This window comes from Streptomyces sp. NPDC045026, from assembly GCF_056432625.1.
This window is the reverse complement of the sequence record NZ_JBWKIS010000037.1, coordinates 47684-69886: the sequence shown is the minus strand read 5'-3', so window position 1 is coordinate 69886 and position 22203 is coordinate 47684. Positions and strand designations below refer to the sequence as shown.

18 protein-coding genes and 4 pseudogenes are annotated in these 22203 nt (G+C 69.2%); 13 read left to right on the top strand and 9 right to left on the bottom strand.

Annotated elements, in window-relative coordinates:
• Window positions 1-829: 829 nt before the first annotated feature.
• Window positions 830-1001: pseudogene (locus tag AC07EJ_RS41740) on the bottom strand (glycosyltransferase family 2 protein); the annotation flags it as partial.
• A gap of 385 nt (window positions 1002-1386) precedes the next feature.
• Here AC07EJ_RS41740 and AC07EJ_RS41735 point away from each other — a divergent pair.
• The 4 genes from AC07EJ_RS41735 to AC07EJ_RS41720 all read left to right on the top strand — a co-directional run bounded on the left by AC07EJ_RS41735 (window position 1387) and on the right by AC07EJ_RS41720 (window position 3945).
• A complete protein-coding gene (locus tag AC07EJ_RS41735; protein ID WP_329580877.1) occupies window positions 1387-1824 on the top strand; it encodes an SSI family serine proteinase inhibitor in 438 nt (145 codons plus the stop codon).
• A gap of 192 nt (window positions 1825-2016) precedes the next feature.
• On the top strand, window positions 2017-2727 hold the full coding sequence (locus AC07EJ_RS41730; RefSeq protein WP_478886186.1) for a hypothetical protein: 711 nt from the start codon (window positions 2017-2019) through the stop codon (window positions 2725-2727).
• 127 nt (window positions 2728-2854) lie between these two features.
• Complete coding sequence (locus AC07EJ_RS41725) at window positions 2855-3418, top strand: hypothetical protein (protein ID WP_478886185.1); 564 nt, start codon at window positions 2855-2857, stop codon at window positions 3416-3418.
• A gap of 110 nt (window positions 3419-3528) precedes the next feature.
• The gene (locus tag AC07EJ_RS41720) at window positions 3529-3945 is read left to right on the top strand and encodes a hypothetical protein (protein ID WP_389487850.1); all 417 of its coding nucleotides are present in this window, start codon (window positions 3529-3531) and stop codon (window positions 3943-3945) included.
• A gap of 11 nt (window positions 3946-3956) precedes the next feature.
• Here AC07EJ_RS41720 and AC07EJ_RS41715 read toward each other — a convergent pair.
• Window positions 3957-4828, bottom strand: a protein-coding gene (locus tag AC07EJ_RS41715) for an IS5 family transposase (protein ID WP_478886184.1) whose coding sequence is annotated in 2 segments (ribosomal slippage) — window positions 3957-4442 and window positions 4445-4828 — 870 coding nt in all. Because the reading frame shifts where the segments join, the coding sequence is not laid out codon by codon here.
• A 442-nt stretch (window positions 4829-5270) separates the two neighbouring features.
• Here AC07EJ_RS41715 and AC07EJ_RS41710 point away from each other — a divergent pair.
• Window positions 5271-5691: pseudogene (locus tag AC07EJ_RS41710) on the top strand (hypothetical protein); the annotation flags it as partial.
• A 281-nt stretch (window positions 5692-5972) separates the two neighbouring features.
• Window positions 5973-6806 carry a PIG-L family deacetylase gene (locus AC07EJ_RS41705; RefSeq protein ID WP_389487848.1) on the top strand — a complete coding sequence of 278 codons (834 nt, stop codon included), beginning with the start codon at window positions 5973-5975 and terminating at the stop codon, window positions 6804-6806.
• A gap of 753 nt (window positions 6807-7559) precedes the next feature.
• On the opposite strand, the gene AC07EJ_RS41700 is transcribed toward AC07EJ_RS41705, so the two are convergent.
• Window positions 7560-8480: an NADP-dependent oxidoreductase gene (locus AC07EJ_RS41700; protein ID WP_389487862.1), complete on the bottom strand. Its 921-nt coding sequence runs from the start codon at window positions 8478-8480 to the stop codon at window positions 7560-7562.
• 582 nt (window positions 8481-9062) lie between these two features.
• Here AC07EJ_RS41700 and AC07EJ_RS41695 point away from each other — a divergent pair.
• Together AC07EJ_RS41695 and AC07EJ_RS41690 are read left to right on the top strand one after the other, a co-directional pair.
• Complete coding sequence (locus tag AC07EJ_RS41695; RefSeq protein ID WP_389487846.1) at window positions 9063-9278, top strand: DUF6417 family protein; 216 nt, start codon at window positions 9063-9065, stop codon at window positions 9276-9278.
• A gap of 273 nt (window positions 9279-9551) precedes the next feature.
• Window positions 9552-10163: pseudogene (locus AC07EJ_RS41690) on the top strand (DUF4259 domain-containing protein); the annotation flags it as partial.
• Here the strand turns inward: AC07EJ_RS41690 and AC07EJ_RS41685 are convergent.
• Window positions 10112-11233 (bottom strand): PP2C family protein-serine/threonine phosphatase, encoded by a 1122-nt coding sequence (locus tag AC07EJ_RS41685; protein ID WP_389487844.1) that lies wholly within the window; start codon window positions 11231-11233, stop codon window positions 10112-10114. The pseudogene AC07EJ_RS41690 and the gene AC07EJ_RS41685 sit on opposite strands and share 52 nt — an antisense overlap.
• A gap of 314 nt (window positions 11234-11547) precedes the next feature.
• Here AC07EJ_RS41685 and AC07EJ_RS41680 point away from each other — a divergent pair, with 314 nt between their 5' ends.
• Together AC07EJ_RS41680 and AC07EJ_RS41675 are read left to right on the top strand one after the other, a co-directional pair.
• Window positions 11548-12576, top strand: a complete 1029-nt coding sequence (locus tag AC07EJ_RS41680; RefSeq protein ID WP_389487842.1) for a helix-turn-helix domain-containing protein — start codon at window positions 11548-11550, stop codon at window positions 12574-12576.
• Window positions 12577-12860: 284 nt separating this feature from the next.
• Entirely contained in the window at window positions 12861-16250 is a 3390-nt protein-coding gene (locus tag AC07EJ_RS41675) for a S8 family peptidase (RefSeq protein ID WP_478886183.1), read from the top strand.
• A 225-nt stretch (window positions 16251-16475) separates the two neighbouring features.
• On the opposite strand, the gene AC07EJ_RS41670 is transcribed toward AC07EJ_RS41675, so the two are convergent.
• Entirely contained in the window at window positions 16476-17561 is a 1086-nt protein-coding gene (locus AC07EJ_RS41670; RefSeq protein ID WP_389487838.1) for a DUF5937 family protein, read from the bottom strand.
• A gap of 99 nt (window positions 17562-17660) precedes the next feature.
• Here AC07EJ_RS41670 and AC07EJ_RS41665 point away from each other — a divergent pair, with 99 nt between their 5' ends.
• Window positions 17661-18902: an MFS transporter gene (locus AC07EJ_RS41665; RefSeq protein WP_389487836.1), complete on the top strand. Its 1242-nt coding sequence runs from the start codon at window positions 17661-17663 to the stop codon at window positions 18900-18902.
• Here AC07EJ_RS41665 and AC07EJ_RS41660 read toward each other — a convergent pair.
• The 3 genes and pseudogenes from AC07EJ_RS41660 to AC07EJ_RS41650 all read right to left on the bottom strand — a co-directional run.
• A pseudogene (locus AC07EJ_RS41660) lies at window positions 18865-19292 on the bottom strand (site-specific integrase); the annotation flags it as partial. The gene AC07EJ_RS41665 and the pseudogene AC07EJ_RS41660 overlap by 38 nt on opposite strands.
• Before the next feature lie 79 nt (window positions 19293-19371).
• Window positions 19372-19812, bottom strand: coding sequence for a VOC family protein (locus AC07EJ_RS41655; protein WP_389487860.1), 441 nt, complete (start codon window positions 19810-19812; stop codon window positions 19372-19374).
• Window positions 19813-19994: 182 nt separating this feature from the next.
• Window positions 19995-20363: a helicase associated domain-containing protein gene (locus tag AC07EJ_RS41650; RefSeq protein WP_389487834.1), complete on the bottom strand. Its 369-nt coding sequence runs from the start codon at window positions 20361-20363 to the stop codon at window positions 19995-19997.
• A gap of 318 nt (window positions 20364-20681) precedes the next feature.
• On the opposite strand from AC07EJ_RS41650, the gene AC07EJ_RS41645 reads away from it, so the two are divergent.
• Window positions 20682-20864 carry a hypothetical protein gene (locus AC07EJ_RS41645; RefSeq protein WP_478886182.1) on the top strand — a complete coding sequence of 61 codons (183 nt, stop codon included), beginning with the start codon at window positions 20682-20684 and terminating at the stop codon, window positions 20862-20864.
• 165 nt (window positions 20865-21029) lie between these two features.
• Complete coding sequence (locus AC07EJ_RS41640; protein ID WP_389487831.1) at window positions 21030-21299, top strand: hypothetical protein; 270 nt, start codon at window positions 21030-21032, stop codon at window positions 21297-21299.
• A 381-nt stretch (window positions 21300-21680) separates the two neighbouring features.
• Here AC07EJ_RS41640 and AC07EJ_RS41635 read toward each other — a convergent pair whose 3' ends face one another.
• Entirely contained in the window at window positions 21681-22040 is a 360-nt protein-coding gene (locus AC07EJ_RS41635; RefSeq protein ID WP_389487829.1) for a DoxX family protein, read from the bottom strand.
• Window positions 22041-22203 lie beyond the last annotated feature (163 nt).

Genomic DNA, 22203 nt, shown 5'->3' with positions numbered 1-22203 from the left:
GAGCGCGCCGTCGGCATCGAGGTGGCTTTTAGCTGTAGGAAAGGGCTTGGGTTCGCGGGGGCGTAGCAGACGTCGATCTGTCGTCTGGCCTGGGGTGTTGGGGTCCACTCGGTCGGTTGACCTGGCTCGGGATGCTTCAGGATTCCTGAGGGTGGAGCGGTATCCAGGAAAGAGAGGGAGAGAGCCAAACGGGGCTGGGGGAGGGGTGGTGGGTGTGGCGTTGCGGGTGGTGCGTTCCTTGTCCGACCCGGAGGCCGACCGGGCTTCGGGGCATCTGGGGCTTTGGAGAGGGAGTTGGTGGACCGGTTCGCGTTGGCGGGGATGGGAGCGGGGTTCACGGACCGGTCGGTAGCGGATGACCGTGTGACGCTCACGCAGTTCGCAGTGGTCCCCTGCAGGCTGGAGGGCTGGTCTCCTCGACGTGCAGCGGATGCATGACGCTTTGCGTGCGTTCTTCACCCGGGAGGGTGGTGCGCAGGCGTGGGGGAGCAGTTGGCTGGCAGGGGACATGATCGTCGCTTTCAGCCTGGCCCGAGCGAGGGGCCAGTTCCGGGCGTCTTGTCCGACCTGCGGACGTTGCTGGGGAACCTTCTTCGCGACGACTCCCTTTTCTTGTTCGATCTCGAATCAACAACACCGCGTTGTTCAGAGCCCGGTCGGGGGCCACCGAAAGGACACGCGATGTTGCTGCATCAAATCGCCTCCGCATGCATCGACTTCACCAAGGAGTCCCTCGAGGGCGCCCGCGCCCGTGTCGGAGAGCTCACCGACTTCTCCCGGCTGCTGCCCGCTGCTGACTCCATGCAGGCGCTGCTGGTGTACCTGGCCCGTTCCTGCCACCGGACACCCCCAGGTTCTCTTCCAGCTCCACCCCGGTCCCACCGTCCGGCAGGCCCTCCAGGGCCGTGCCGTTGCCCACGACGACGATGCGGGCGGCCGGTTCGTCCTGCTTGGCCAACCGACCCCAACAGGGCCAGCAGCTCAGGCATCCGGTCGCCCATGGTCAGCACGGCGACACCCCCACGGGGCCGGGTCACGACCACCACATCCTCACGGCCGGCGATCAGGTGAACGGCGAGCGTACTCCAGCCAAACCGAACCGCCGCCCCAGCGAGAAAGGCCCTGGCTTCCGGCCATTCTGTGCGGTGCGACGACCATGGCGACCTGGCCTTTCACCTCCTCGAGACTAGTCGGATTCACACCTATTCGAACTGATTGGAAATCTTCACGAGGCGCCACAGCCCTCATGACCTGCACACATGGCATTCACTCCATGCATACAGGTCGGGCACGTCTCAAACGCGGTCAGTCAAGTGGCCTTGCCCCGTTGCTTAGGCGAAGCTGCTCCCGGCCCACAAGGCCCCCGACCCTCCTGAAGGAGCCCTCATGCGCACGAACATGCGCTTCGCCGCCACCGCAGCCACCGCCACCGCCCTGATCGGCGGAGCACTCATCGCGACCTCGGTCACCGCCACCGCGGCGCCCGCCAGTCTGTACGCACCCTCGGCACTGGTCCTGACCGTCTCCCAGCCCGGCGGATCGACCGACACCGCAGCTCGTGCCGTCACACTGAGCTGCATGCCCGGCGCGAGCGGCACCCATCCCAACCCCGCCGCGGCCTGCGCCGACCTGCGCGCCGCCGACGGCCGGCCTGACTCCCTGCTGTCCACCACGCTCGGCCAGGCCTGCACGAGACTGTGGTCCCCCATCACCGTCACGGTCGACGGCGTCTGGCAGGGCACCCGCACCTCCTGGAAACACACCTTTGCGAACTCCTGCGAAATGAACAACACCGTCGGGCAGAGCAGTCTCCTCAACTTCTGACCCCAGCGGCACCCTTGGGGGCCGGGCAAACGGCCCCCAAGGACGGACGCCCCCGGGACGTGCCCCGTGGGCGCAGATCCCCGTGGATATGCCTTTGCCTGCCACGCACCAGGTTCCCCGCGTGGCAGGCAAGGCATATCCACGGCACAGCCGGACGCACGGGTCGAACGGGGCAACCAGACGCGGCAGGCGGTGCTGAGCCCAACAGTCGAGATCGTGTCCGTGGAGGGGCTGCTGGCGCTGCCTCGGGCGGAGCTCGAGGTGCCGTCCCTCGTCCAGCAGCTCTCCGGCCACCGAGACCTCGCTGGGCTCCGCACGCGGGGAACCGGCGACCTTCAGCATGTCCGCCACTGCGTGATCACCTTGTTCAGGTTCACGCAGTTACGGGCCAGATCATTCCTGGATGCGGAGGGGATCTGCCGACTGTGCCGCGGACAGGCCATCCTGCTCCACCGCGATGACCAGGCCGCATCCTGGGAGGAGGTCCGTACGGGCGGGCAGCAGCTCTACATCACCGGCCTCTTCCGCAGCTCCGTTTTCACCCCCCGACACCTCCCGCCACGCCCGCACCCGATCCCGCCGCCCGCCCACCAGCAGCTGGTTCTGTTCGACATGGCCCGCAGCCTGCACCATCGCGGAGGCGCGGAACGTCTGGCGGACCGCGCCCAGCCGCATCTGGCGGCCTGGGCGGGCCAGTTCACCGACCGGCAGGCAGCCCGTCTGGGATGGCGCCGGGATCTGACCAGGCAGGCCCATACCGGCGTCAACTTCCTCCTCGGTCTCCTTGACGCTTCCGGAGTGAGGCTGAGCGCCACCGATGCCGCACTGCTGAAGAAGATCCCCTACCTGCCCCACGCCCACGTCACCGACATCCTTGAGGAAGCTGGCCTGCTGGCGCTGTGAGGTTCGGGGAGGCAGTCACTGAGATGTTCCGCTTCGCATGTCACTGGAAGGAGCTGCCTATGCGCGCTGGTCAGTGGCCATTTCAGCTAGCTGATCATGATGTCGCTAGTTCGAATTTTGCAGTGACGTGAAGCCGTATCGGCCGGTGTCACTGTGGCCGAATCTCCTTCTGCTGCGCCGCGAAGCTGCCACCGCCGTCCCTGGCGAATCACAGATCGAGGACATCGACAAACTCGTCGAGGAACTCGACCAGATCGACGCGACCATCACTGCGTTGCGTCGCGATGAAGCCGCCCTCACCAGCGCACCGGCAGGCGGCGGCCGTCGTTTCCTGCCGCTGCTCGTGCTGCCGGAAGGCTTCCCTGCCAACCTCGTCACCCTGACCGTCATCCGCGAATGCGCCTGGGCAAAAGGCCTGTTCACGAAGCCGGACACCGATCCGGTGGAGATCGTCGACATCGAAGAACTGGAAATGATCGAGGCCCTGCAGGAGAGCTGCGGTTCCAGCCTGCTCGACATCCTGCGCAGCAAGCAGTCCGGCAGCCTGCACAACGCCGTTGTACGGGACCACATTGCACGTCATGCGGCTGCGCCCCCAACCGCCTGCGCGTCACGCCGAGTTGTTCTACAGCGCCCTCGCGCCTCTCATCGACATTCTGCCGTGGTACTCCCAGCAGGAGTCCGCCACTAGGCCGTTTCGTTCGGATCACCAAACCTTGGCATGCGAGGGCGCTCGTCGAGTGCGGCGCCTCCGGCGGCCTCTGTAGCCTGGCGGTGCTGTACGTCGGGGGGGAGCTGACCGTGGAGAACATCCTGTCCGTGGCCATCGGGGCCGCTATCGGCCTCATAGGGGCGGTGTTCGGTTCGTGGTTCACCGCGCGCCGACAGGACCGCATGTGGCTCCGCGAGCAGAAGCTCAAAGCCGGGATCGGCTTCAACACGGCCGTAGTTCAGCTGCTGGACTATCTGAAGGAAACACAGCTGAGTGACGATGGTCCCGGAGCCAACGAGTTGGCGAACCAGATGCAGGAAGCACGCTCAGCCCTCTACCTGCTCTGTGCCAGCAGCACCGTCGATCTCGCCGATGCTCTCGCGCGTCGGGTCTGGAGCACCCGGCCCACCGACGGCAGGGACGACCGCCGGGCCGAGTTCCGAGAGACGTTGGACCTCCTGCGTCGCTTCACCCACCAGCTCCGGCAGGAAATCGCCAGATCGTAGTCCCCATTGGATCAGTGGCCGGACCAGAGGAAGATGCCTGCGATGTGGAGTCCGGCCAGGTAGACGGTGGCGGTCTTCTCGTATCGACTAGCGATGCCCCGCCACTGCTTCAAGCGGTTGATGCACCGCTCGACGGTATTGCGCTGCTTGTAGGCGTCACGATCGAAGGCCGGTGGTCTGCCGCCTCGGCTGCCGCGACGGAGTCGGTGACCTTGCTGGTCGGCCGGGACGGGGATCACCGCTCGGATGCCGCGCTTGCGCAGGTGCTCGCGGATCGCGCGGGAGGAGTATGCCTTGTCGGCCAGGACCGTGTCCGGCCTGGTCCGGGGGCGTCCTCGGCGCCGGGGAACGCGCAGGCGGGCCATGACGTCCATGAAGGCAGGTGCGTCGCCTGCCTGTCCGGCAGTGAGGACGAAGGCCAGAGGGCGGCAGCGGGTGTCGGCGGCGAGGTGGATCTTCGTGGTCAGTCCGCCGCGGGACCGTCCGATGGCGTGGTCGTCGGGCTCGCCGGCCGGGGCCCTTTTTTGCGGGCCCCAGCGGCGTGCTGGTGGGCCCGCACGATGGTGGAGTCCACCGAGACGGCCCAGTTCAGGTCGTCTTCGGCGTCGGCCTGGGCCATCAGCGTCGTGAACACCCGCTCCCAGGTGCCGTTGATGGCCCACATCCGCAGCCGGTTGTAGACGCCTCGCCAATTGCCGTACTTCTCCGGCAGGTGGACCCACTGCGTTCCGGTCTGGAACTTGAAGGCGATGGCGTCGATCACCTCGCGGTGATCCCTCCACCGGCCACCCCGTTTCGGTGTCCGGTCCGGGAGCGACGGCTCGATCCGCGCCCACTGCGCGTCAGTCAACGGCACCCTCGGACCAACGACCGGCTGATCCAAACGAAACTGCCTAGCCCTGAGTCCCCGAGCCCCCGGGCTGAGGACGCGGGTAACAGGGCCCGCGCCGGCCACCCCTACCCCTGCTGATCGCCCCGGAGGGCGACACCCTCTGCTGAGCGCTTCGGAGGGCGACACCGGCTTACGTCGAGCAGGCCGGACTCTGCAGCGAGGTACCGCGCGTGCACCTCTTGCTTCCCCTTGCGGTGCTCCCTGCTCTCTCTTGTGCTCCCGGCGCTGTTCAGCAAGGAGGGCCGGGCTGAGGGCGATGACCACCCCCGGAAATGTTCCGACGGGGGCCGGGCATGTCATCTGCCGGCCGTGGGCGGCACGATGCTCCGCGCCGCCTTCCTGCGCGGTCGGGGCAAAGAGGGAGTCGGCCGGCAGGCGAGTTGTGGACGCTGATCGGGAGATGCCGATCTCCGCCTGTCTCCGCCGGGCCGGGCGGGGCGCGGACCGGATCTGGGAGGCCCGCTCCAAGTGGACCCGCGCGGATCTGCCGTCCGGCGAGCACGAGGTGACCGCGCTCGATATCAGCGGCGCCTACCTCTCCGCCCTCAAGACCCACCTCCCGCTCGGCCAGCTGGAACACCACCGGCACCACCACCACAACCGGCACCACCACCGGTACCGGCACAACCGGCACCACCACCACCGGTACCGGCACCGGTACCGGCTTCGGGCACGAGCGCCGCCGCGCCGGCATCGACCTGATCACACCGCCGTACTGGGGCCACGAGGACGTCCTGCCCAACCCGCTCGGACAGCGCGACGAGCCGGGCCCTTTGTGGGTCACCGAACCGGCCCTGCGCCTGCTGCTACGCCTGTCCGGCCCGAAATACGCCCTGTGTGAGGCGCCCGAGATCGGTGGAAGGCGGTTCCGGCGGGACAACTGAGATGTACAGGTCGCGCCTGGACCTTGTTTTGTGTGCACGCGCCGGTACTTGCAAGTCGGGTGGCCGTGCCGGGAACACCCGGTGCGGGCGGTGTGGTTGCACCATCTGAGGGGCCGGCGCCGCACGGGCGGGGGTCACGGAGACCGCCAGGCCGTGGGCTTTGCCGGGATCCGGCCCCGGCAGCGCGGTGCACTCGCCGCACCCGCGGACCAAGCGGACCGAGACGTATTTTTTGCAGGAGGATTTTCTTTATGACTGACCGGCCTCTGACGCTGATGGCTGTGCACGCCCACCCCGACGACGAGGCCACCGGAACCGGGGGAGTCCTTGCACGGTATGCGGCGGAGGGTATCCGCACGGTTTTGGTGACGTGTACCGACGGCGGCTGTGGTGACGGACCGGGGGGTGCCAAGCCGGGTGACCCTGGGCACGATCCGGCGGCCGTCGCCTTGATGCGCCGTCATGAGCTCGAGGCGAGCTGTGATGTCCTGAAGGTCAGCGACCTGGAGATGCTGGACTATGCCGACTCCGGGATGACGGGCTGGCCGAGCAATGACGCCCCCGGATCCTTCTGGCGGACCCCCGTGCAGGAAGGCGCCGCCCGGCTCGCGGAACTCATGCGGCACTACCGGCCTGATGTGGTCGTCACCTACGACGAGAACGGTTTCTACGGCCACCCCGACCACATCCAGGCTCACCGCATCACGATGGCGGCGCTGGAAATGACCGGGCTGACGCCGAAGGTGTACTGGACGACGATGCCCCGCTCGATGATGCAGCGGTTCGGTGAGACCATGCGCGAGTTCCATGAGGACATGCCGGAGCCGGATCCTGCCGAGGCTGCCGCGATGGCGGAGATCGGCCTTCCCGACGACGAGATCACCACCTGGGTGGACACGACCGCGTTCAGCGGTCAGAAGTTCGATGCGCTGGCTGCGCACGCCAGTCAGGGCGAGAACATTTTCTTCCTCAAGATGGGCAAGGAGAGGTTCGGCGAGTTGATGGGCATGGAGACCTTCCTGCGTGTCCAGGACGCCACCGGCGCGGCCGTGCCCGAGAACGATCTCTTCGCCGGACTGCGCTGATCCGCCCGCCCGCCCGCCCGCCCGCCCGTCCGCCCGTCCGCCGCCGGGGAACACTCATCGGCCGCACGGCGTGATCGAGCGGTCCCACCCCCGCAGGCCGCTCCGTCGCTCCGCCGCTCCGCCGGTGCCCGGTGTCCGGTGTCTGCGTCCAGGCCTCGCCGGCCGGCGGCGTCGACGGATGTCCCGCAGTGCCGGCCCGGCGAGCGAGATGCCTGCGATCACGCGGAACCGAGGGGAGACCGGACGGCGTCCTGGCGTTTCCTGACGACATGGTGAGGCCTGCCGGGCCGGCCGGGACGGGGTGGGCTTGGTTCGTTTTGACGGACATCTGAGGTCAGGGGTTCTGCCTTAAGGATGTTCCTCATGAAGAGCCTGGAGAGAGAAAGGGGGACTCGGCCTCGCCGCTCGTTTCGCGCCAGGGTTCAGGGCCGGGATCGTCGAGCTGTGCCGGCGCGGTGACCGCTCGGCCGGTCAGATTGCCGAGGACTTCGGCCTGACCGGGACCGCGGTGCGGTGGTGGGTTGGCAAGAGCCTGTTCGAGTAATGGGCTGAGTGTCTCGAAGGGGTGCTTGGTGGTCGCTGCTGTGGCGGTGGCGGTGGCGGTGGCGGTGGCGGTGGCTGAGGCTGGGGAGGCTTCGGCTCCTGGGTGCCGGCGTGCTTGGCGGGCGGCGGGCAGGTGGCAGTCGCGGGCATCAGGCCGGTGGCGTGCAGGGCAGCAAGGGCGGGTGTGCGGGGCAACGGTGGCTCTCTCACTCAGTCTTCGGTGACGCGGATGATCGTCTTGCCGGGGGTGCGCTTGGCGGGGGCGAACGCGGCGGCCGCCTCGGCGAGCGGCCGCACCGATCCGACGACCGGCTTGAGCCGCCCGTCCCGCAGCCGCCGGGCGAGGTCGGCGAGGCGGGCACGGTCGGGTTCGACGACGAAGAAGAGGGCCCGCCCGTTGACGGGCTGGACAGTGACCGGCTGAGCGATGGTGACCAGCGTGCCGCCGGGGCGGACCAGTGCACTGGAACGGTCGAGGATCTCGCCGCCGATCACGTCGAACACCACGTCGACGTCGCCGATGTCCTCGAGGCGCTCGGCCTGCAGGTCGACGAAGGCGTCTGCGCCTGCCTCGAGAGCGGTGTCGCGGTCGCCGGTGCGGCCGGTGGCGATGACCCGGGCGCCGGCCTCGCGGGCAAGTTGCACGGCGATGGAGCCGACGCCGCCCGCGGCACCGTGGATGAGGACGCACTGGCCGGTGGTGAGGCGGGCGTGGTCGAAGAGGGCCTGCCAGGCGGTGAGCCCGGAGATCGGCAGGGCGGCGGCTGTGGTGTGGTCGACGTCGGCCGGGAGCGGGGCGAGGTTGCGGGCCTCGACCGCGGTGTACTCGGCCAGCGAACCGTTGCGGGTCCAGTCCGTCAGGCCGAAGACCCGCTGCCCGACGGTCAGGCCGGTGGTGCCGTAACCCAGCTCGGTGACCACACCGGACAGCTCGTGACCGGGCACGCTCGGGGTGCGGTCACGTCCGGCCCGGTCGGTCCAGGTGCCGGGCCAGGCGAGCTCGCCGGGAGTGAACCCGGCGGCGTGAACCCGCACGATCACATCGTTCTCCGCGGCGTGCGGGTGGGGCAGTTCGGTGAGAGTGAGACCGCTGACACCCGCGTCGCGGTCCTGGACAGTGATGGCTCGCATGACTGGCATGAGGGATTCCTCAGGATCGGGACGTGCAACGAACAGTCGCCTCGTGGGCGCGAGCACCCGCGCCGCACACGACGGAGCATTCGGCATGACGGTCCCAGAGTCCCGCCTGCCCCCTGTCACCGCCTGTGGTGACACGGGGGACGGGCCATCGCGCTGGAGCGATCATGCTCAGATCGATCGTAGGCACAAGGCAGCCCAGGCAGCTGGTCCACTTAGCGCGCCAATCGTTGGGCCATTTCTCAGGCCGGTCACGTCGCCACACTGAAAGTGACACCGCGGACAGCGCTGCACCGGCACCAGCACCCCCACCTGCGAGCCACCCCACCCCAGGTATCCAACGACTTGCCCTGTGACCTGCACTGATGGTGACTGAGGTGCCAGGTCGCTGCGTTTGGCGCATGCCCGCTTTGCCTGCCGAGTTCAGTGAAGAGGAGCTCGCCGAGCTTCGAGAAGCGGCGCGTGAACAAGACGTCATCCGCAAGGGTCCTGGTGCGCGCCTCGGCCTTTGACCTCGGCCTTTGGCTTCGGCCTTTGACTAGATCGCCCGACACCGCGCTCTGAAGGAAGGCGGTTGTGGCGGTCTTTTTCCATGGCATGACTTCGGATGCCACCAGCCGGTCCCCGGCGCGGGACATCACAGCGCGCCGTCTGGAATTGCTCACCCTCGACGAGGCCCACGACCTGCTGCGTCTTCTTCAACTGATCGCTGCGCAGGGCCTGGGCGAGCTGGGTGAGGAAGCCGGGTGGTTCGCCCGGGGGATCGCCGCGCGCATCCCTTCGCGGAGCTGAGGGACCCGGACTGCCGGCGTGGAACCGAGGCGCTGGTTGGGCACCCGCACGCGCGGCGAGTCGTGTGCGTGAACACCCTGGCGGCCATCACTCACGACCGGGGAACGCCGCTACGCGGGGAACGCCGCTACGCGGGGAACGCCGCTACGCGGGGAACTTCGTGCATGCGTCGGATGCCTTCATCGAGGCTTCCCGTGCGGCGCTCCACGAGCCCGTGCAGCTACGGGCTCTCACCCGTTCGCTGCCGTCCCGGTCCTTGCTGACGATCTTCGGCCGCTTGCGGTCGAGGCGCTCGGCCGGGTGGTCGCCGCGGCGTCCGAACTCGCCGGGCTCTGGGACGAAACAGCCGATGGTCCGAAGTGGCGGCAGAGCATCAGCCGCATTCGCGCTGTCCTCGCACCCGGGCCCGCGCCCCAGGAATACCCGCTGTTCGAGCTCTCACCGGACAACCCAGCGTTACCGATCACGGAAGTTGAGCCAGAACCCTCAGCAGTGAACAAAGCCAACACGTCTACGGTGTCGCTTCGTCCTTCGTCCCCCGCCTTGGACCCGGGTGTCGCCGCACCCGCCGAAGGGGCTGTCGTACGTAAGGAGACACCCGCGCCGATCGACGGGAGCGCAGACGTACGCACGGCCGGCGCCGGCCGGATGACCGTTGCCGTTGCCGATGCCGTGCTCTGCGGGCGAGCGGGCGAGCGGGAGAGCGGGCGGGCGGGTGTGGGTGGTGTACGTGGCGCTCGGCGGGCCGCTCGTCGCCCTCAACGCGGGGCGTGTGGGCTGGCCTCCGGGGCGGCGTGCTTGACGCGCGATTGCGTGATGTGTGGCGCGGCTGTTCAACGGAAAGGCGACCGCCGGACGGACAGGATCGCGACGTCGTCGTGCTGACCTCGCTCTCCGGCGAACGCGCTCGCGTCGTCGAAGAGGGCGTGTGGCAGGTCGGTGGGGGAGAGGGACACCCGCTCGGTGAGGCGTTCGGTGACGGGGTAGAACGTGCCGTCGGCGCCGCGGGTCTCGGTGAGTCCGTCGGTGGTCAGCAGCAGTGTTGCCCCGGCCGGGAAGGTGAACCAGTCGACGGTCACTGGTTCGGTGGCGAGTTCTGCGAGACCGAGGGGAACGCCGGAGTCGAGGGCGGGCGTGCTGATGGTGGCGTTGTGCAGCAAGTGGGGCGCGATGTGTCCGCAGTTGATGGCCTGTACCTCATCGTGCGCGTCGATGTTGAGGATGAGCGCGGTGACGAACCGTTCGTCGTCGCCGCTCTGCGCGGCGTAGGAGTTGTGCCGTACAACAGAGGCGTCGAGTGCGTCGACGAGTGCGGTCAGGGTCGTCTCCCGGTGGGCCGCTTCCCGGAATGCGCCGATGACCGCGAATGCGGCACCGACCGCGGGCAGGCCCTTGCCCTGGACATCGCCGATCAGGACCCGGGTTCCCCAGGCGGACTCGACGACGTCGTAGATGTCGCCGCCGACGAGCCGGTCCTCCTGTACGGGCTCGTACGCGCCGTCGACCAGGACATCGTCGGTGAGCAGAGGCAGTGGGCGCAGGATGTGGCGCTGCATTGCCGCAGCGGTGGAGCGCAGCCGCAGCATCTCGTCCTCGCGGCGGATACGGCGGTGGCAGGCGTAGACGGAACCCGCGCCCAGGGCGAGGGTGAGCAGCATCATGAGGCTCCTGTCGAGCCACGACCGCCCGTCACCGTGCCGGAGCAGCACGATGACGACGACCACCAGCGCGATCCACGCAGCCACGAACTTCGTCTGGCGCACGCTGCACAGCGCGGACGCAGCCGCCGGCAGGAAGACAAGGAGCCCGAGAAGCCACACCGGGGACTCGGACAGCGCGCCGAGGAGCAGCATCAGGAAGGTCACCGACGCGACGCCGATCACCACCTCGACGTTGCGCGGTGGTTCGATACTCTCGAACGGGTGCGCGAAACGCTTCGGGTGCTTTTGCGGCACGGAACCTCCCGGCCAGGTGGTGTACTCCCGGTACGTTAGGCAGGCCCGGACGCGGGTGAGCCGCGCCCCGCCGGTCGATGCCTTCGTGCGGTGACCGGCATGACCCGTGACCGGCATGACCCGGGATCCGGGATCCGGGTGAGTGGGCCACGCGCGAGGCACACCCCTGGGCCGGGCGACTCAGATGCGTCCACAACGGGCACCGGACAGTGGCGACTTCCTGACAGTGGGATAATGTCCGGCCGCGAAGAATCTGCTCGGTCCACCCGAGCCGCGCCAAGGCCAGACACGGCGGCCGCCCGAGGGGGAGCTTGATGCTGCAGGCATTGGGATTGGGCCCGGACGAAGAGGCCGTCTACACCGCACTTCTGGCCCGTCCGACTGCCTGTGCGCAGGAACTGGTCCGGCAGACCGGACTTGAGAAGGCCGAGACCACCCGCATTCTGCTCGATCTGACGACACGTGGTCTGGTCGCGGTCACCACCGAGGCCGGGAGCGGGGTGTCCGACCCGGCCGACGGTGTGTCCGGCAGCCGGCCCGCCCGCTACCGGCTCACACCACCCTCGGTGGCCCTGGCTCCGATTCTCGTCGAGCAGCGCAACGCACTGCACCGGGCCGAGACGGCGTTCTCGATGCTGACCGAGCAGTACCGCAGTACCGCCGCACACCCAGCGGGCAGCGTCGTGGAGGTGGTCGTCGGCGTGGAGCAGGTGGCGCACCGGTTCCACCAGCTGCAGCGCGGCGCCCAGCGGGAGTTGCTCGTCTTCCTCGTCGGCGCTCCCACCGCGGTGCCGCGCGACGACGCCGACGTGTCGGAGAGCTCTGCCCTGGACCGCGGAGTCGACTTCCGTGTGGTTGCTGCCAAGGACTATCTCGACGGCCCCGACATGGCGCGGGACGTGAAGGCCGGGATCGCTGCGGGCCTCGAGGTCCGCCTCGCCGACTCGTTGCCGCTGAAGATGGTCGTGTCGGACCGGGAGCGTGCCATGGTGCCACTCGACATGACGGACGCCGGCGGTGAGCCGAGCGCCATCGTGGTGTACCGCAGCGGTCTGCTGACGGCCCTGGTCCACCTCTTCGAGAGGGAATGGGCCCAGGCCCGGCCTCTGTACGCCGCCACCACGGGTGTGCGGGCGCAGCCGGCAACCGATCAGCAGCCGACCGAGGGGGAACTGGAGGTCCTTGCCCTCCTGCTGGCAGGGATCTCCGACCGGCGTGCGGCCTCTCAACTCGGCCTTTCCATACGCACCGTGGAGCGACGGACACGCCGTCTCATGGACCTTGCGGGAGCGGACTCGCGCCTGCAACTGGGGTGGCACGCGGCACGTGCGGGCTGGCTCTGACGCCCTGACCGGTCCGGAGAGCCTCGACGAGGCCGACGACCCCGACGACCTCGACGACCCCGACGACCTCGACGACCCCGACGAGGCCGACGACCTCGATCCGGCCGAGGCTGCAGCGTGCGGCCCAGGTCGTTTCCACCGAGCTGAGGAACCCGTAGATGTGACCGTGTGTCGGAAAACCGACATGCGGGAAACCCGTCACGCGCGGCATCACTCCACGATCTGGATGTCTGCCAGGCTGCAGCCCCAGCACGGCATGTTCACGGTTTCGAGTGGGGAGATCCATGCGCTCCATAACGCGTATAGCCATGGGCGCGGCTACCGCCGCCGCCCTGGCCGTCACGGCGCTCGCGCCTTCCGGGGCGGCGGATACGCCGCCTGACGGTGCCTTCGGGAAAAGACCCGTCATCGGCAGCGGGGCCAGGGCGAGCGGCGGCAAGCAGACGACGGTCACGCTCGTCACCGGCGACAAGGTGGTGGTGACCACCGACAGGCCGGGTCACAGCTTTGCGGCCGTGCTGCCCCGCGAGGACGGCACGCAGCCGATGATGCAGACGTACCAGCTGGGCAAGGACCTCTACGTCTACCCCGAGGGTGTCTCCGAGGCGATCGCCGAGGGCAAGGTCGACGAGCAGCTGTTCAACGTCACCGGGCTCATCCGCCAGGGATACGACGACGCACACACCGACTCGCTGCCGCTCATCGCCACCTACCGCAGCAGTGTGGACGTCGCGAAGAGCGCCCCGGCGGCCCCTCGTGGTTCCGAGCGGGGCCTGAGCCTCCCGGCGGTGGACGGCGTCGCCCTCAAGGCGGGCAAGGACACCGCCGCCACGTTCTGGCGGGACATCACCGACACCCGCTCACGTGCCGCCTCCCCGCTGAAGAAGCTGTGGCTGGACGGCAAGGCCGAGGCCACGCTGGACCGTTCCACCGCGCAGGTGCACGCGCCACAGGCCTGGGCAGCCGGCTACGACGGCAAGGGCACCAAGGTCGCCGTGCTGGACACCGGGGTGGACGCCGAGCACCCGGACCTGGTGAGCCGCATCGCCGCGGCCAAGAACTTCACGGACTCCAAGACCACCGACGACAAGGTGGGCCACGGCACCCACACCGCCTCCACGGCCGGCGGGTCCGGAGCGGCCAGCGGCGGCCGCAAGAAGGGCGTCGCCCCCGGTACCTCCCTGCTCATCGGCAAGGTCCTCAACGACCAGGGCTACGGCCAGGACTCCTGGATCATCGCCGGTATGCAGTGGGCCGTCGACCAGCAGGCCGACGTCGTCTCCATGAGCCTGGGCAACCCCACGATCGGCGACTGCGCCGACCCGATGGCCCAGGCCACGCAGCAGCTCTCGCAGAACACCCACACCCTGTTCGTCGTCGCCGCCGGCAACGCCGGTTCGGCCACCGAGACCGTCTCCTCGCCCGGCTGCGTGCCCGGCGTGCTCACCGTCGGCGCCGTCGACCGTGACGACACCACCGCGCCGTTCTCCAGCCGCGGTCCCGTGGCCGTCACCCACACCCTCAAGCCCGAGATCGCCGCTCCCGGCGTCGACATCTCGGCCGCCGCCGCAGGCGGCCGCGGCGTCTACGCCTACCGCACGATGTCCGGCACCTCCATGGCCACCCCGCACGTAGCGGGGGCCGCGGCCGTCGTCCGCCAGGCCCACCCGGACTGGACCGCGCAGCAGATCAAGGCCGCCCTGGTCTCCTCGGCCCGCACCGCGGGCAACGTCGCCGGCGCCGACCAGACCGGCGGTGGCGTCCTCGACGTGTTCGGCGCGGTGAACCAGAAAGTGCTCTCCGCGCCCGCCGTCCAGGCCGGCAGCTACAACTGGCCGCAGGACGCCTCGGACCGCACCACCGTGCAGGTGCCCTTCACCAACACCGGCAAGAGCGACGTCACCCTGAGCCTGAAGGTCAGCGCTGTGCACGGCAACGACGGCAGCGAGGTCCGCTCCGACATCGTCAACCCGGCCAAGGACAAGGTGCAGGTCCCCGCAGGCGCCACCGCTCAGGTGCCGCTGCGGATCGACCCCACCGCCCGCCTGACGGACGCCCAGTACGGTGCGGTCACCGGCAGGATCCTCGCCACCGGCGGCGATGTGCACATCTCCGTGCCCCTCACGCTCTACGTCCAGCCGCGGACCCTCACGCTCCGGGTGAAGGCCATCGACCGAGACGGCAAGCCCGCAACCGGCTCTTCCTCCCTCGACCTCGTCAGCCTCGACACGGACAAGGGCGAGCGCCGTACCAACTCGGGTGCCACCGACCAGACGTACAGCGTGCGCCCGGGCGACTACTCCCTCAGCAGCTTCGTGACGACGTACGACGCGGACAACGCGCTCGAGTCGGCAAGCTACCTCGCGAACCCGCAGCTGCGGATCACCCATGACACCACCGTCGTCCTCGACGCCCGCAAGGCCCACCAGGTGAGCGTGCGCACGGACCGCCCCTCGACGGTGACCAACACGACGCTCAGCTACGCCCGCACGTGGGACGACACCTGGGAGATATCCGGGTCGCTCATGGCCGACAAGACGGTCCAGAAGTTCTACGCGGACATCGACGGACGCGCCGGGAACGGCACCTTCGAGTTCCGGCCCACCTGGCGCGCCTCCGGCTCCGAGGACGGCTCGCCGTACGTCTACAACCTGTCGTTCCCGACCCGGGGCCCGCTGCACCGGGACCAGGTCCACCAGCCCAAGGACTCCAGGCTGGCCCAGGTCACCGAAACGTGGCACGCCATGGGCAAGGAGGCCGACTACCTCGACGCGATGTTTCTCCGCCCCGCCGGCGGCAGCGGCGCCTACCTCCCCGTGAGCCCGTTCGGCACGGTCCACGTGCCCGGCACCCGCACCGCCTACTACACGACCGGCGACGACGCCTGGTACCACGGCGCGATGACCAGCTTCCCCTTCGCCGCGTTCATGGCCGACCAGGAGCGCACCTACCGTGCCGGAGAGCGGCGTACCGAGAAGTGGTACGGCGGCGCCCTGCGGCCGGCCGCGCCACGCGACGCCGACGGCAAGCTGATGCTGGCCGCCGAGCGGCAAGGCGACCTGATCGGCTTCCAGAACGCGCTGTGGGTCGACGCATCGGGCGACCACTGGTCCTACGGCGGGTCGTTCGGCGACCTCGGCAACCTGGTGCTGAAGCGCAACGGTGAGCGGATCGCCGAAAGCGCCTACCCGTACGACGTGTTCAAGGTTCCGGCTGAGGACTCCGCGTACGAGCTCACCCAGAACCTGTCCAAGATCCCCACCTCGGACCGGAACTGGCTGCGCTCCATGGACATCACCACCACCTGGAGCTTCCGCTCCCGCCTGGAACCGGACGTCTACTCGCGCGGCCTGCCGATCCTCTCCCCGGCGTACGACCTGCCGGTGGACGGCCTGAACACCCTGCCCGCGAAGAGCGGCATCAAGGTCGGCCTGTCGGCCGAGGGCCACGCCGGGTACACCCCGGGCGCGATCACCAAGGCCTCGCTGTCCTACTCCTACGACGGCGGCACCACCTGGATCCAGGCGCCGACCCGGAAGAAGGACGGCAAGTGGACGGCCGTCCTCGACCACACCGGTGCGACCGGCAAGCAGGTCATGACGAAGGCCGAGTTCACCGACGCCAACGGCAACGCGGTCACCCAGACCATCACCCGCGCCTACGACGTTCGCTGACCACCCGGTCTCCCGCCGCTACCCGTACAGCTCGTGTGAGCCGTACGGGTAGCGGCGGCGCACGCCGGCAAACAGTGTTCCCAGGGTCGAGACCGGTGGACTCGCATGCTGAGGTGCCGCGTATTCCCCGGTGCACCTGAGAGCGCTTCGACCCGGAGTTCGTGAGAGCAAGAGCCTTCGGCACAGCAAGAGCCTTCGGCAGTCGTGTCGATCACTTGCGATCACTCAGCGCAGTACGGCCGCCAGCAGGTCGGCGCCCAGCACCGCCAGATCAGGCAGATTGAGGGTGTAACGGACGTAACGGCCCTGCCGCCGGGCCGTGAGCAGGCCCGCGCGGCGCAGGACAGCGAGGTGGCGGGAAACCTCCGGGGGTGAAAGTTCCCAGGCGTGGGCCAGCTCGCCGGTGGTGTGCGGGCCGCGGGACAGGGTGCGCAGCAGCCGCAGCCGTACCGGATGCGCGAGTGCCTCCAGCCGTAGCGTGACCGTTTCCAGCGATACCGGCTCCGGTGGACCCGGCCCGGCCACGGGGTACTGCACCACCGGCTGCCACCCGGGCGCGTGGACCGCCACCAGGTGCGGGCGGCCGAAGACGCTGGGGAGGAAGGTGACCCCGGTGCCCCGGGCGGCGGTCGCATCGTCCTGCAGCTTGTCCACGATGATGCAGTTGCCCTCCGGCGCCAGGGTGACGGCGCCGGACACCGACGCGAGTGCCGCCCCGATGCCCTGACGCTTCAGCAGGTCGTTCTTCAGGCGCAGGTCGGCGGCGAGTTGCACGGCGACGCCCGTCCACGCGGCGTCGAAGAAGGCCTCGGCGCACTGTTCGAGGGTGTGACGCACCCGCGCCCGCACGGCTGCGGGGTCCGCGAGCAGCCGTTCCGCGAAGGCCTCCTGGAGCGCGCCGCGGGCCTGGGCGAGGTCCAGGGCCCGCTCGCGCGCCGTCATGTCGACGAGCGGTGACGGCGCGGCGAAGTGGACCCGGTTGCTGCCGCACGTGGTGATGAGCGCGGCGGTCACATAGGTTTCATCGTCGATCCGGTCCACATCGTCCAACTCCTCGGCGAGGGTGGGCCGGGGACGGGCGGGGACCAGGAAGTCGGCTCGTGAGGAACGCCAGAGGAACTCCGCTTCCCTGAGCCGCTCGGCCAGTTCGGGCCGCAGCCCGGCCCAGACGTCCCCGGCCCAGCCGGCGAGCTGAGGGTGATGTGCGGGTTCGGCCAGCACGTGCAGCATCGCGGTCAGCTCGGCCAGCGGGGAGGCAGCGAACCGCAGCCGCCCCGACGGCAGTTCGGCGATGTCGATCCTCAACGTCATCCCCTCATCATCGCTGGGCGGACGGCCGACGACCGCGTCGATTGACGGTGTCCGTCAACCGACACGGCCGGCCCGGCGGCCGAACGCACCGTTGACGCCATGGCCACCACCTCCAAGCTCCAGCCACGCGCCCTCGTCCGTGCCTCCGGAGGCCCCCGCTATGCCGTCGCCCTGGGCGTGGACGCGCTCGGTACCGGCTTGCTGCGGCCCTTCCTCCTGCTCTACGGGGTGAAGGTGCTGAGGCTGTCCGAGCCGTCCACCGGAATCGCCATGACGGTGGGCGTCGTCATGGGTCTGGTGTGCATGCCCGCGGTCGGCCGATGGCTGGACCGGGGCGCACGCAGCACGGTCGCGGCGGCGTCGATGCTGGTGCGGGTGCTGGGTGTGGTGCTGCTGCTGGCTGCCCCGGCGGGACACGTCGGGCTGTTCGCGACGGCGGCACTCTTCCTCGGCATCGGCAACCAGGCGTGGCCGGCCGCCCATGCGGCCCTCGTGGCCACGGTCGCCCACGGCCGTGAACGCGACGCCGCTCTGGCGGGAGGCCGCGCCCTGCGCAACGCCGGTCTGGGCGCGGGCGGTCTGGTCGCCGCCGTATGCCTGACAGGCGGCACCACCGCATTGCAGGCGCTGGCAGCCGCCGCCGGGATCGCCTATCTCGCTGCGGCAGCCTTGGCATGGTCGGTCCACCTGCACACGCATCCGGCCGCTGCTTCGGCCAAGGACCGGGCCGACGGGCCCGCACCTCGGATGCGCGCGCTGCTGGTCGCCAACGTGGTCTACGTCTTCTGCCTCAACGTCCCCGAAATCGCGCTCCCCCTCGTCCTGGCGACACAGTTGCACGCAGCCCCGGTGTGGTCGGCAGCCATCTTCGTGACGAACACAGCGCTGGTGGTCACCCTGCAGGTTCCGCTCACCGCCCTGATGTCCCGCTTCTCCCGGCGGACCGTGCTGACTCTCGCCGGCGTGGTACTCGCCGCGTCCTACCTCGGCTTCCTCGCGGCCACCTCACTGGGACACGGCTTCAGTGCCCCGGCCGTCGCCACGGTGTCCGTGGTCTGCACCCTCGGCGAGATCATCTACGCCGGCAGCGCCACCGCCCTCGTCACCGCACTCGCCCCGGCCCATGTCCTGGGACGCGCCCTCGCCAGGTTCCAGCTCTCCACGGGCTTCGGCCTCGCCGTCTCCCCGGCGGTCATCACCACACTCGCACCCCACGGCCCGGCCGCCCTCTGGGGCAGCCTCGCCGCCGCGACGCTCCTCTCCGCCGGAACCGTCGCCACCGAGCAGGACCAAGGAACACGGCTCAGCGGATGCCGCCGCCGGGCGCAAGCAGGCTCGTGAGCTCGGCGATCGCCTCGGGGGCCGCTTGAAGAAGCCGGCGGACATTCGCCGGCTTCTTGTGCGAGGACTTCACCTTCACCTTCACCTTCACCTTCACCTTCACCTTCAGCATCAGCAGCGAGGCGCCCTGTTCGCCGAGAAGGGTCAGGACGGAGTAGCGCGGTACTCGTGCAGGTCCCACTGCAGGTCCCACAGCCCGTGCCCCGTCCGCGCAGGGCCGTGTACCCGTCGAGCAGGCGCGAGCCTGCCCGTAGGAGAAACGAGCCAGGCCGGTGTCCGGGGACACGCCGCGGGGACCGACGACCTTGCCCGGCCCCGGGCGGCGGTGTGTGACGAACACCGGCCCGCGGTGCGGCCTTTGAGCAGACGGGGCAGCAGCCGAGCGGTACCGCGTACCGCCATCCCCGTACACGGGCTCCCCGAGGTCCATCTCATGGTTTCCGTTCGGCTGTATGGTCCGGTCTTCTTCTCAGTGCAGTTGCTCGGCCAGTCCGACGATGATGCCCTCCGGGCCGCGGAGGTAGCAGAGCAGATAGCTGTCCTCGAACCGGGCGATCTCGCCGACGAGTTCGGCGCCGTGAGGGCGCAGGCGGAAAACGGTGTCCTCGATGTCGTCGACGGCGAACATGACGCGGTGCGTGCCCAGAATGTTGTGCGGCCGGTTGCGCGGCCCGTCGCTGATCGCCGCGGGGCTGCGGTACTTCGACAGCTCGAGCCGGCTGTGGCTGTCCGGGGTCCGGAGCATCGCGATGTCACAGCGGACGCCGTCGAGTCCGGTGCACTGGTCGGCGACGAGGCCCTCGACCTCCGCCCTGCCTTCCAGCTCCATACCGAGTTCCACGAAGAACGCGATGGCGGCATCCATGTCCTCGACGACGATGCCGACGTTGTCCATCCGCTGAATCGCCATGCTGGTTTCTCCTTCTTCCTCGTGCGGCCGGTGGTGGCCGCTGATGTCTCTGGGACGGAGCCGGTGGCACGTTCTCGACATCCGCTGCCCGCGCAGGGTGACCGAGTTGCGCATGATCCACGGATAGGGAAGCGCGAGGTCTGCACCGCCGAGCATGCCGACACCGCCCACCATGAACGCCGCTACCAGCGCATGCCGTGGGCATCCAAATCCGTCCGGCGTCGCGGGGTGGGTTTGTCGGCTCGGCGGCGGGTGCTGGCGAGGAACATGCCCAGCGCCACTGGCACGCTGTCTCCCTCGAGTGCCGTGTTGCGCGCGCCGCGTCCGGCCTCCTCCACGGGCACGAGCTCAGTGTGTTTCCTGGGTACGTTCAGGTGTCCTTCACGGGCGTGGAAGCGGCGTGCGGCCGCCAGGTTGAGCACCCACTTGTCGTCCTGCGTGCGGCGTACCGGCCGCTCGCCGTCCCCGGCCTCCTCGATCCCGAGCACGCTCTCCAGCAGCCACTGCTGCGCCGCCCCGAGCTTGTCCCGCCCCAACCGCTGCGCCTGCACCCGCGCCGAGGTCCTCGCCCTGCACGGCCAGGACACCGGACCCGTGGGGGAGTGTGCCCGCGGCCTCCCCTCTGACCGAAACCTCTTCCCTCGACGCACCGGGCGACGTAAAGCGGCTCAACAGCACGTTGCGCTCGTTGCGGTTGCACTGAACAAGAAGACTCTGCGCCACGACAGCCATCCGATGGCGGCCTTCACTGACTTGCCGACACGGCCCTTCGAATCGGCGACTCCCATGCCGGCCCTCGGTGGGGGCGTCTCCTCGAAGAGAGCGAGCTCGCTGGCCTCGAGCCGGTCCGCAACTACGCGTCCCTGCGTATGGCCGCGGCGGGCGTTCTCACGCCCGGCGTGACATACCTTGCCGCGTTCATCGGGGTGCCGGGCATCGTTCTGCCGCTGGCAATCGGATTCTTCGGGGTGCTGTCGTTCAACCTCATTGTGGGACGGCCGTCGCGATCCCTCGAGCTGCTCGACTCGATGCGCGGCATCCAGCGCCCCTAGGCCAAGATCGTTCTTGCACAATTGTGCAAGCCCCGGGGCACAGTTCAGCATCAACGCCACCGGCGACGGGGCGGTGTTCGGCGGGATGCGTCTGGGCACGTCCCTGCTCGAACGGTAGACGCAGCCCGGTGCGTCCAGCCGGCGACAAGGCGGGAGAATCGGTGGGTGCACAAGCTCCCTCCGCTCCATCCGCGTCAGCTCGGCCGCGGTGTTGCCGCGCTCATCCCGCAGCCGGGCACCGAGGTGTCGGCCGTCGGCCAGGCCGCGGCCGCGCTCGCCGTGCTGCAGACCGTCCCGGTACAGCTGGGCGTCCTGCAGGCGGCCGCGCTCCTCCTCGACGAACTCGGGTCCGGCGGAGCCGACGACGAGACGCGTGCGACCGCACAGGAGACAGCCCGGCTGCTCCGTGCGGCCATGGGATTCCCCGCCGGCTGAACAACTCCTCGGCGTCTTTCGCCAACTCGCTGTCCCGGACAGCGAGCGGGCTCCCTGCTCCCGACGTGGCAGTCTCACTCCGGCGCAAGCGCGAGGCCCCCCGGGGCCGGTACACACCGAACCTCTGGCCCGGCACGCAGGACATCGACGGCTTCCTCCATCCGTGGTCTGTCGTGCACGTCAGCTCTCCTCGGTTCGTGAATCAGCACCCTAACGTCATAGGGCCGCATCAAATCGAGCCCTGACCAGCGAGGCGGCCGCCTCCCGGATCGCAACGCTCAGTCACTGCTGCACGGAACCTGAGCCAGAACCTGAGAAATGACAGCGGCCGTGGGGCGGTCGGCCCTGTAGCGGCATCCGCCGGTCGAGGGTTGTGCTCGATCACAGCGGGGTGGCCAGCCAGATGGTCACGGCCGCGGTAACGGTGAGTCCGGCGTTGAGCGCGATCCGGCGGTCTTCGCCCATCAGGTGAACGGCGATCGCGCCGGTCTGCAGGAGTACGAAGCCGATGGCCGCGGCCGTCGCCAACGACGGAGCGATGCCGGTCAGTTTCGGCAGGATCAGGCCGGTCGCGCCGAGTATTTCGACCGCCCCCAGCGCCCTGAGAGCAGGCAAGGGTATGTCGTCGACCCAGGCCATCATCGGCCGGAGTTGATCGCGGCTGCGGATCACCTTCAGCGTGCCTGCGTAGAAGTAGAAGAGCGCGAGCAGCCCCGCGACGATCCAATAGGCGATGTTCATCGTTCCCGTTCATGGGCCACCGGTTCATGGGGCCCCGTCGATTGCGTCGCTTGACAGAAGAGCCCTCGTGAAGGCCCGGTCCGTCGTCCGAGGGACCCGGACACGCGGGCCGCCGCCGGCGCCGAAAGGCGGCAGCGCCAACGTCCTGCCGGTCCAAGAGAGG

Bases quoted from the DNA above. Each gene is read 5' to 3' on its own strand.
- AC07EJ_RS41700 (WP_389487862.1), bottom strand. From the start codon at position 8,480: ATGCGAGCCATCACTGTCCAGGACCGCGACGCGGGTGTCAGCGGTCTC.
- AC07EJ_RS41635 (WP_389487829.1), bottom strand. From the start codon at position 22,040: ATGAACATCGCCTATTGGATCGTCGCGGGGCTGCTCGCGCTCTTCTAC.
- AC07EJ_RS41705 (WP_389487848.1), top strand. From the start codon at position 5,973: ATGACTGACCGGCCTCTGACGCTGATGGCTGTGCACGCCCACCCCGAC.
- AC07EJ_RS41680 (WP_389487842.1), top strand. From the start codon at position 11,548: ATGCTGCAGGCATTGGGATTGGGCCCGGACGAAGAGGCCGTCTACACC.
- AC07EJ_RS41670 (WP_389487838.1), bottom strand. From the start codon at position 17,561: ATGACGTTGAGGATCGACATCGCCGAACTGCCGTCGGGGCGGCTGCGG.
- AC07EJ_RS41735 (WP_329580877.1), top strand. From the start codon at position 1,387: ATGCGCACGAACATGCGCTTCGCCGCCACCGCAGCCACCGCCACCGCC.
- AC07EJ_RS41665 (WP_389487836.1), top strand. From the start codon at position 17,661: ATGGCCACCACCTCCAAGCTCCAGCCACGCGCCCTCGTCCGTGCCTCC.
- AC07EJ_RS41645 (WP_478886182.1), top strand. From the start codon at position 20,682: ATGGCCGCGGCGGGCGTTCTCACGCCCGGCGTGACATACCTTGCCGCG.
- AC07EJ_RS41675 (WP_478886183.1), top strand. From the start codon at position 12,861: ATGCGCTCCATAACGCGTATAGCCATGGGCGCGGCTACCGCCGCCGCC.
- AC07EJ_RS41655 (WP_389487860.1), bottom strand. From the start codon at position 19,812: ATGGCGATTCAGCGGATGGACAACGTCGGCATCGTCGTCGAGGACATG.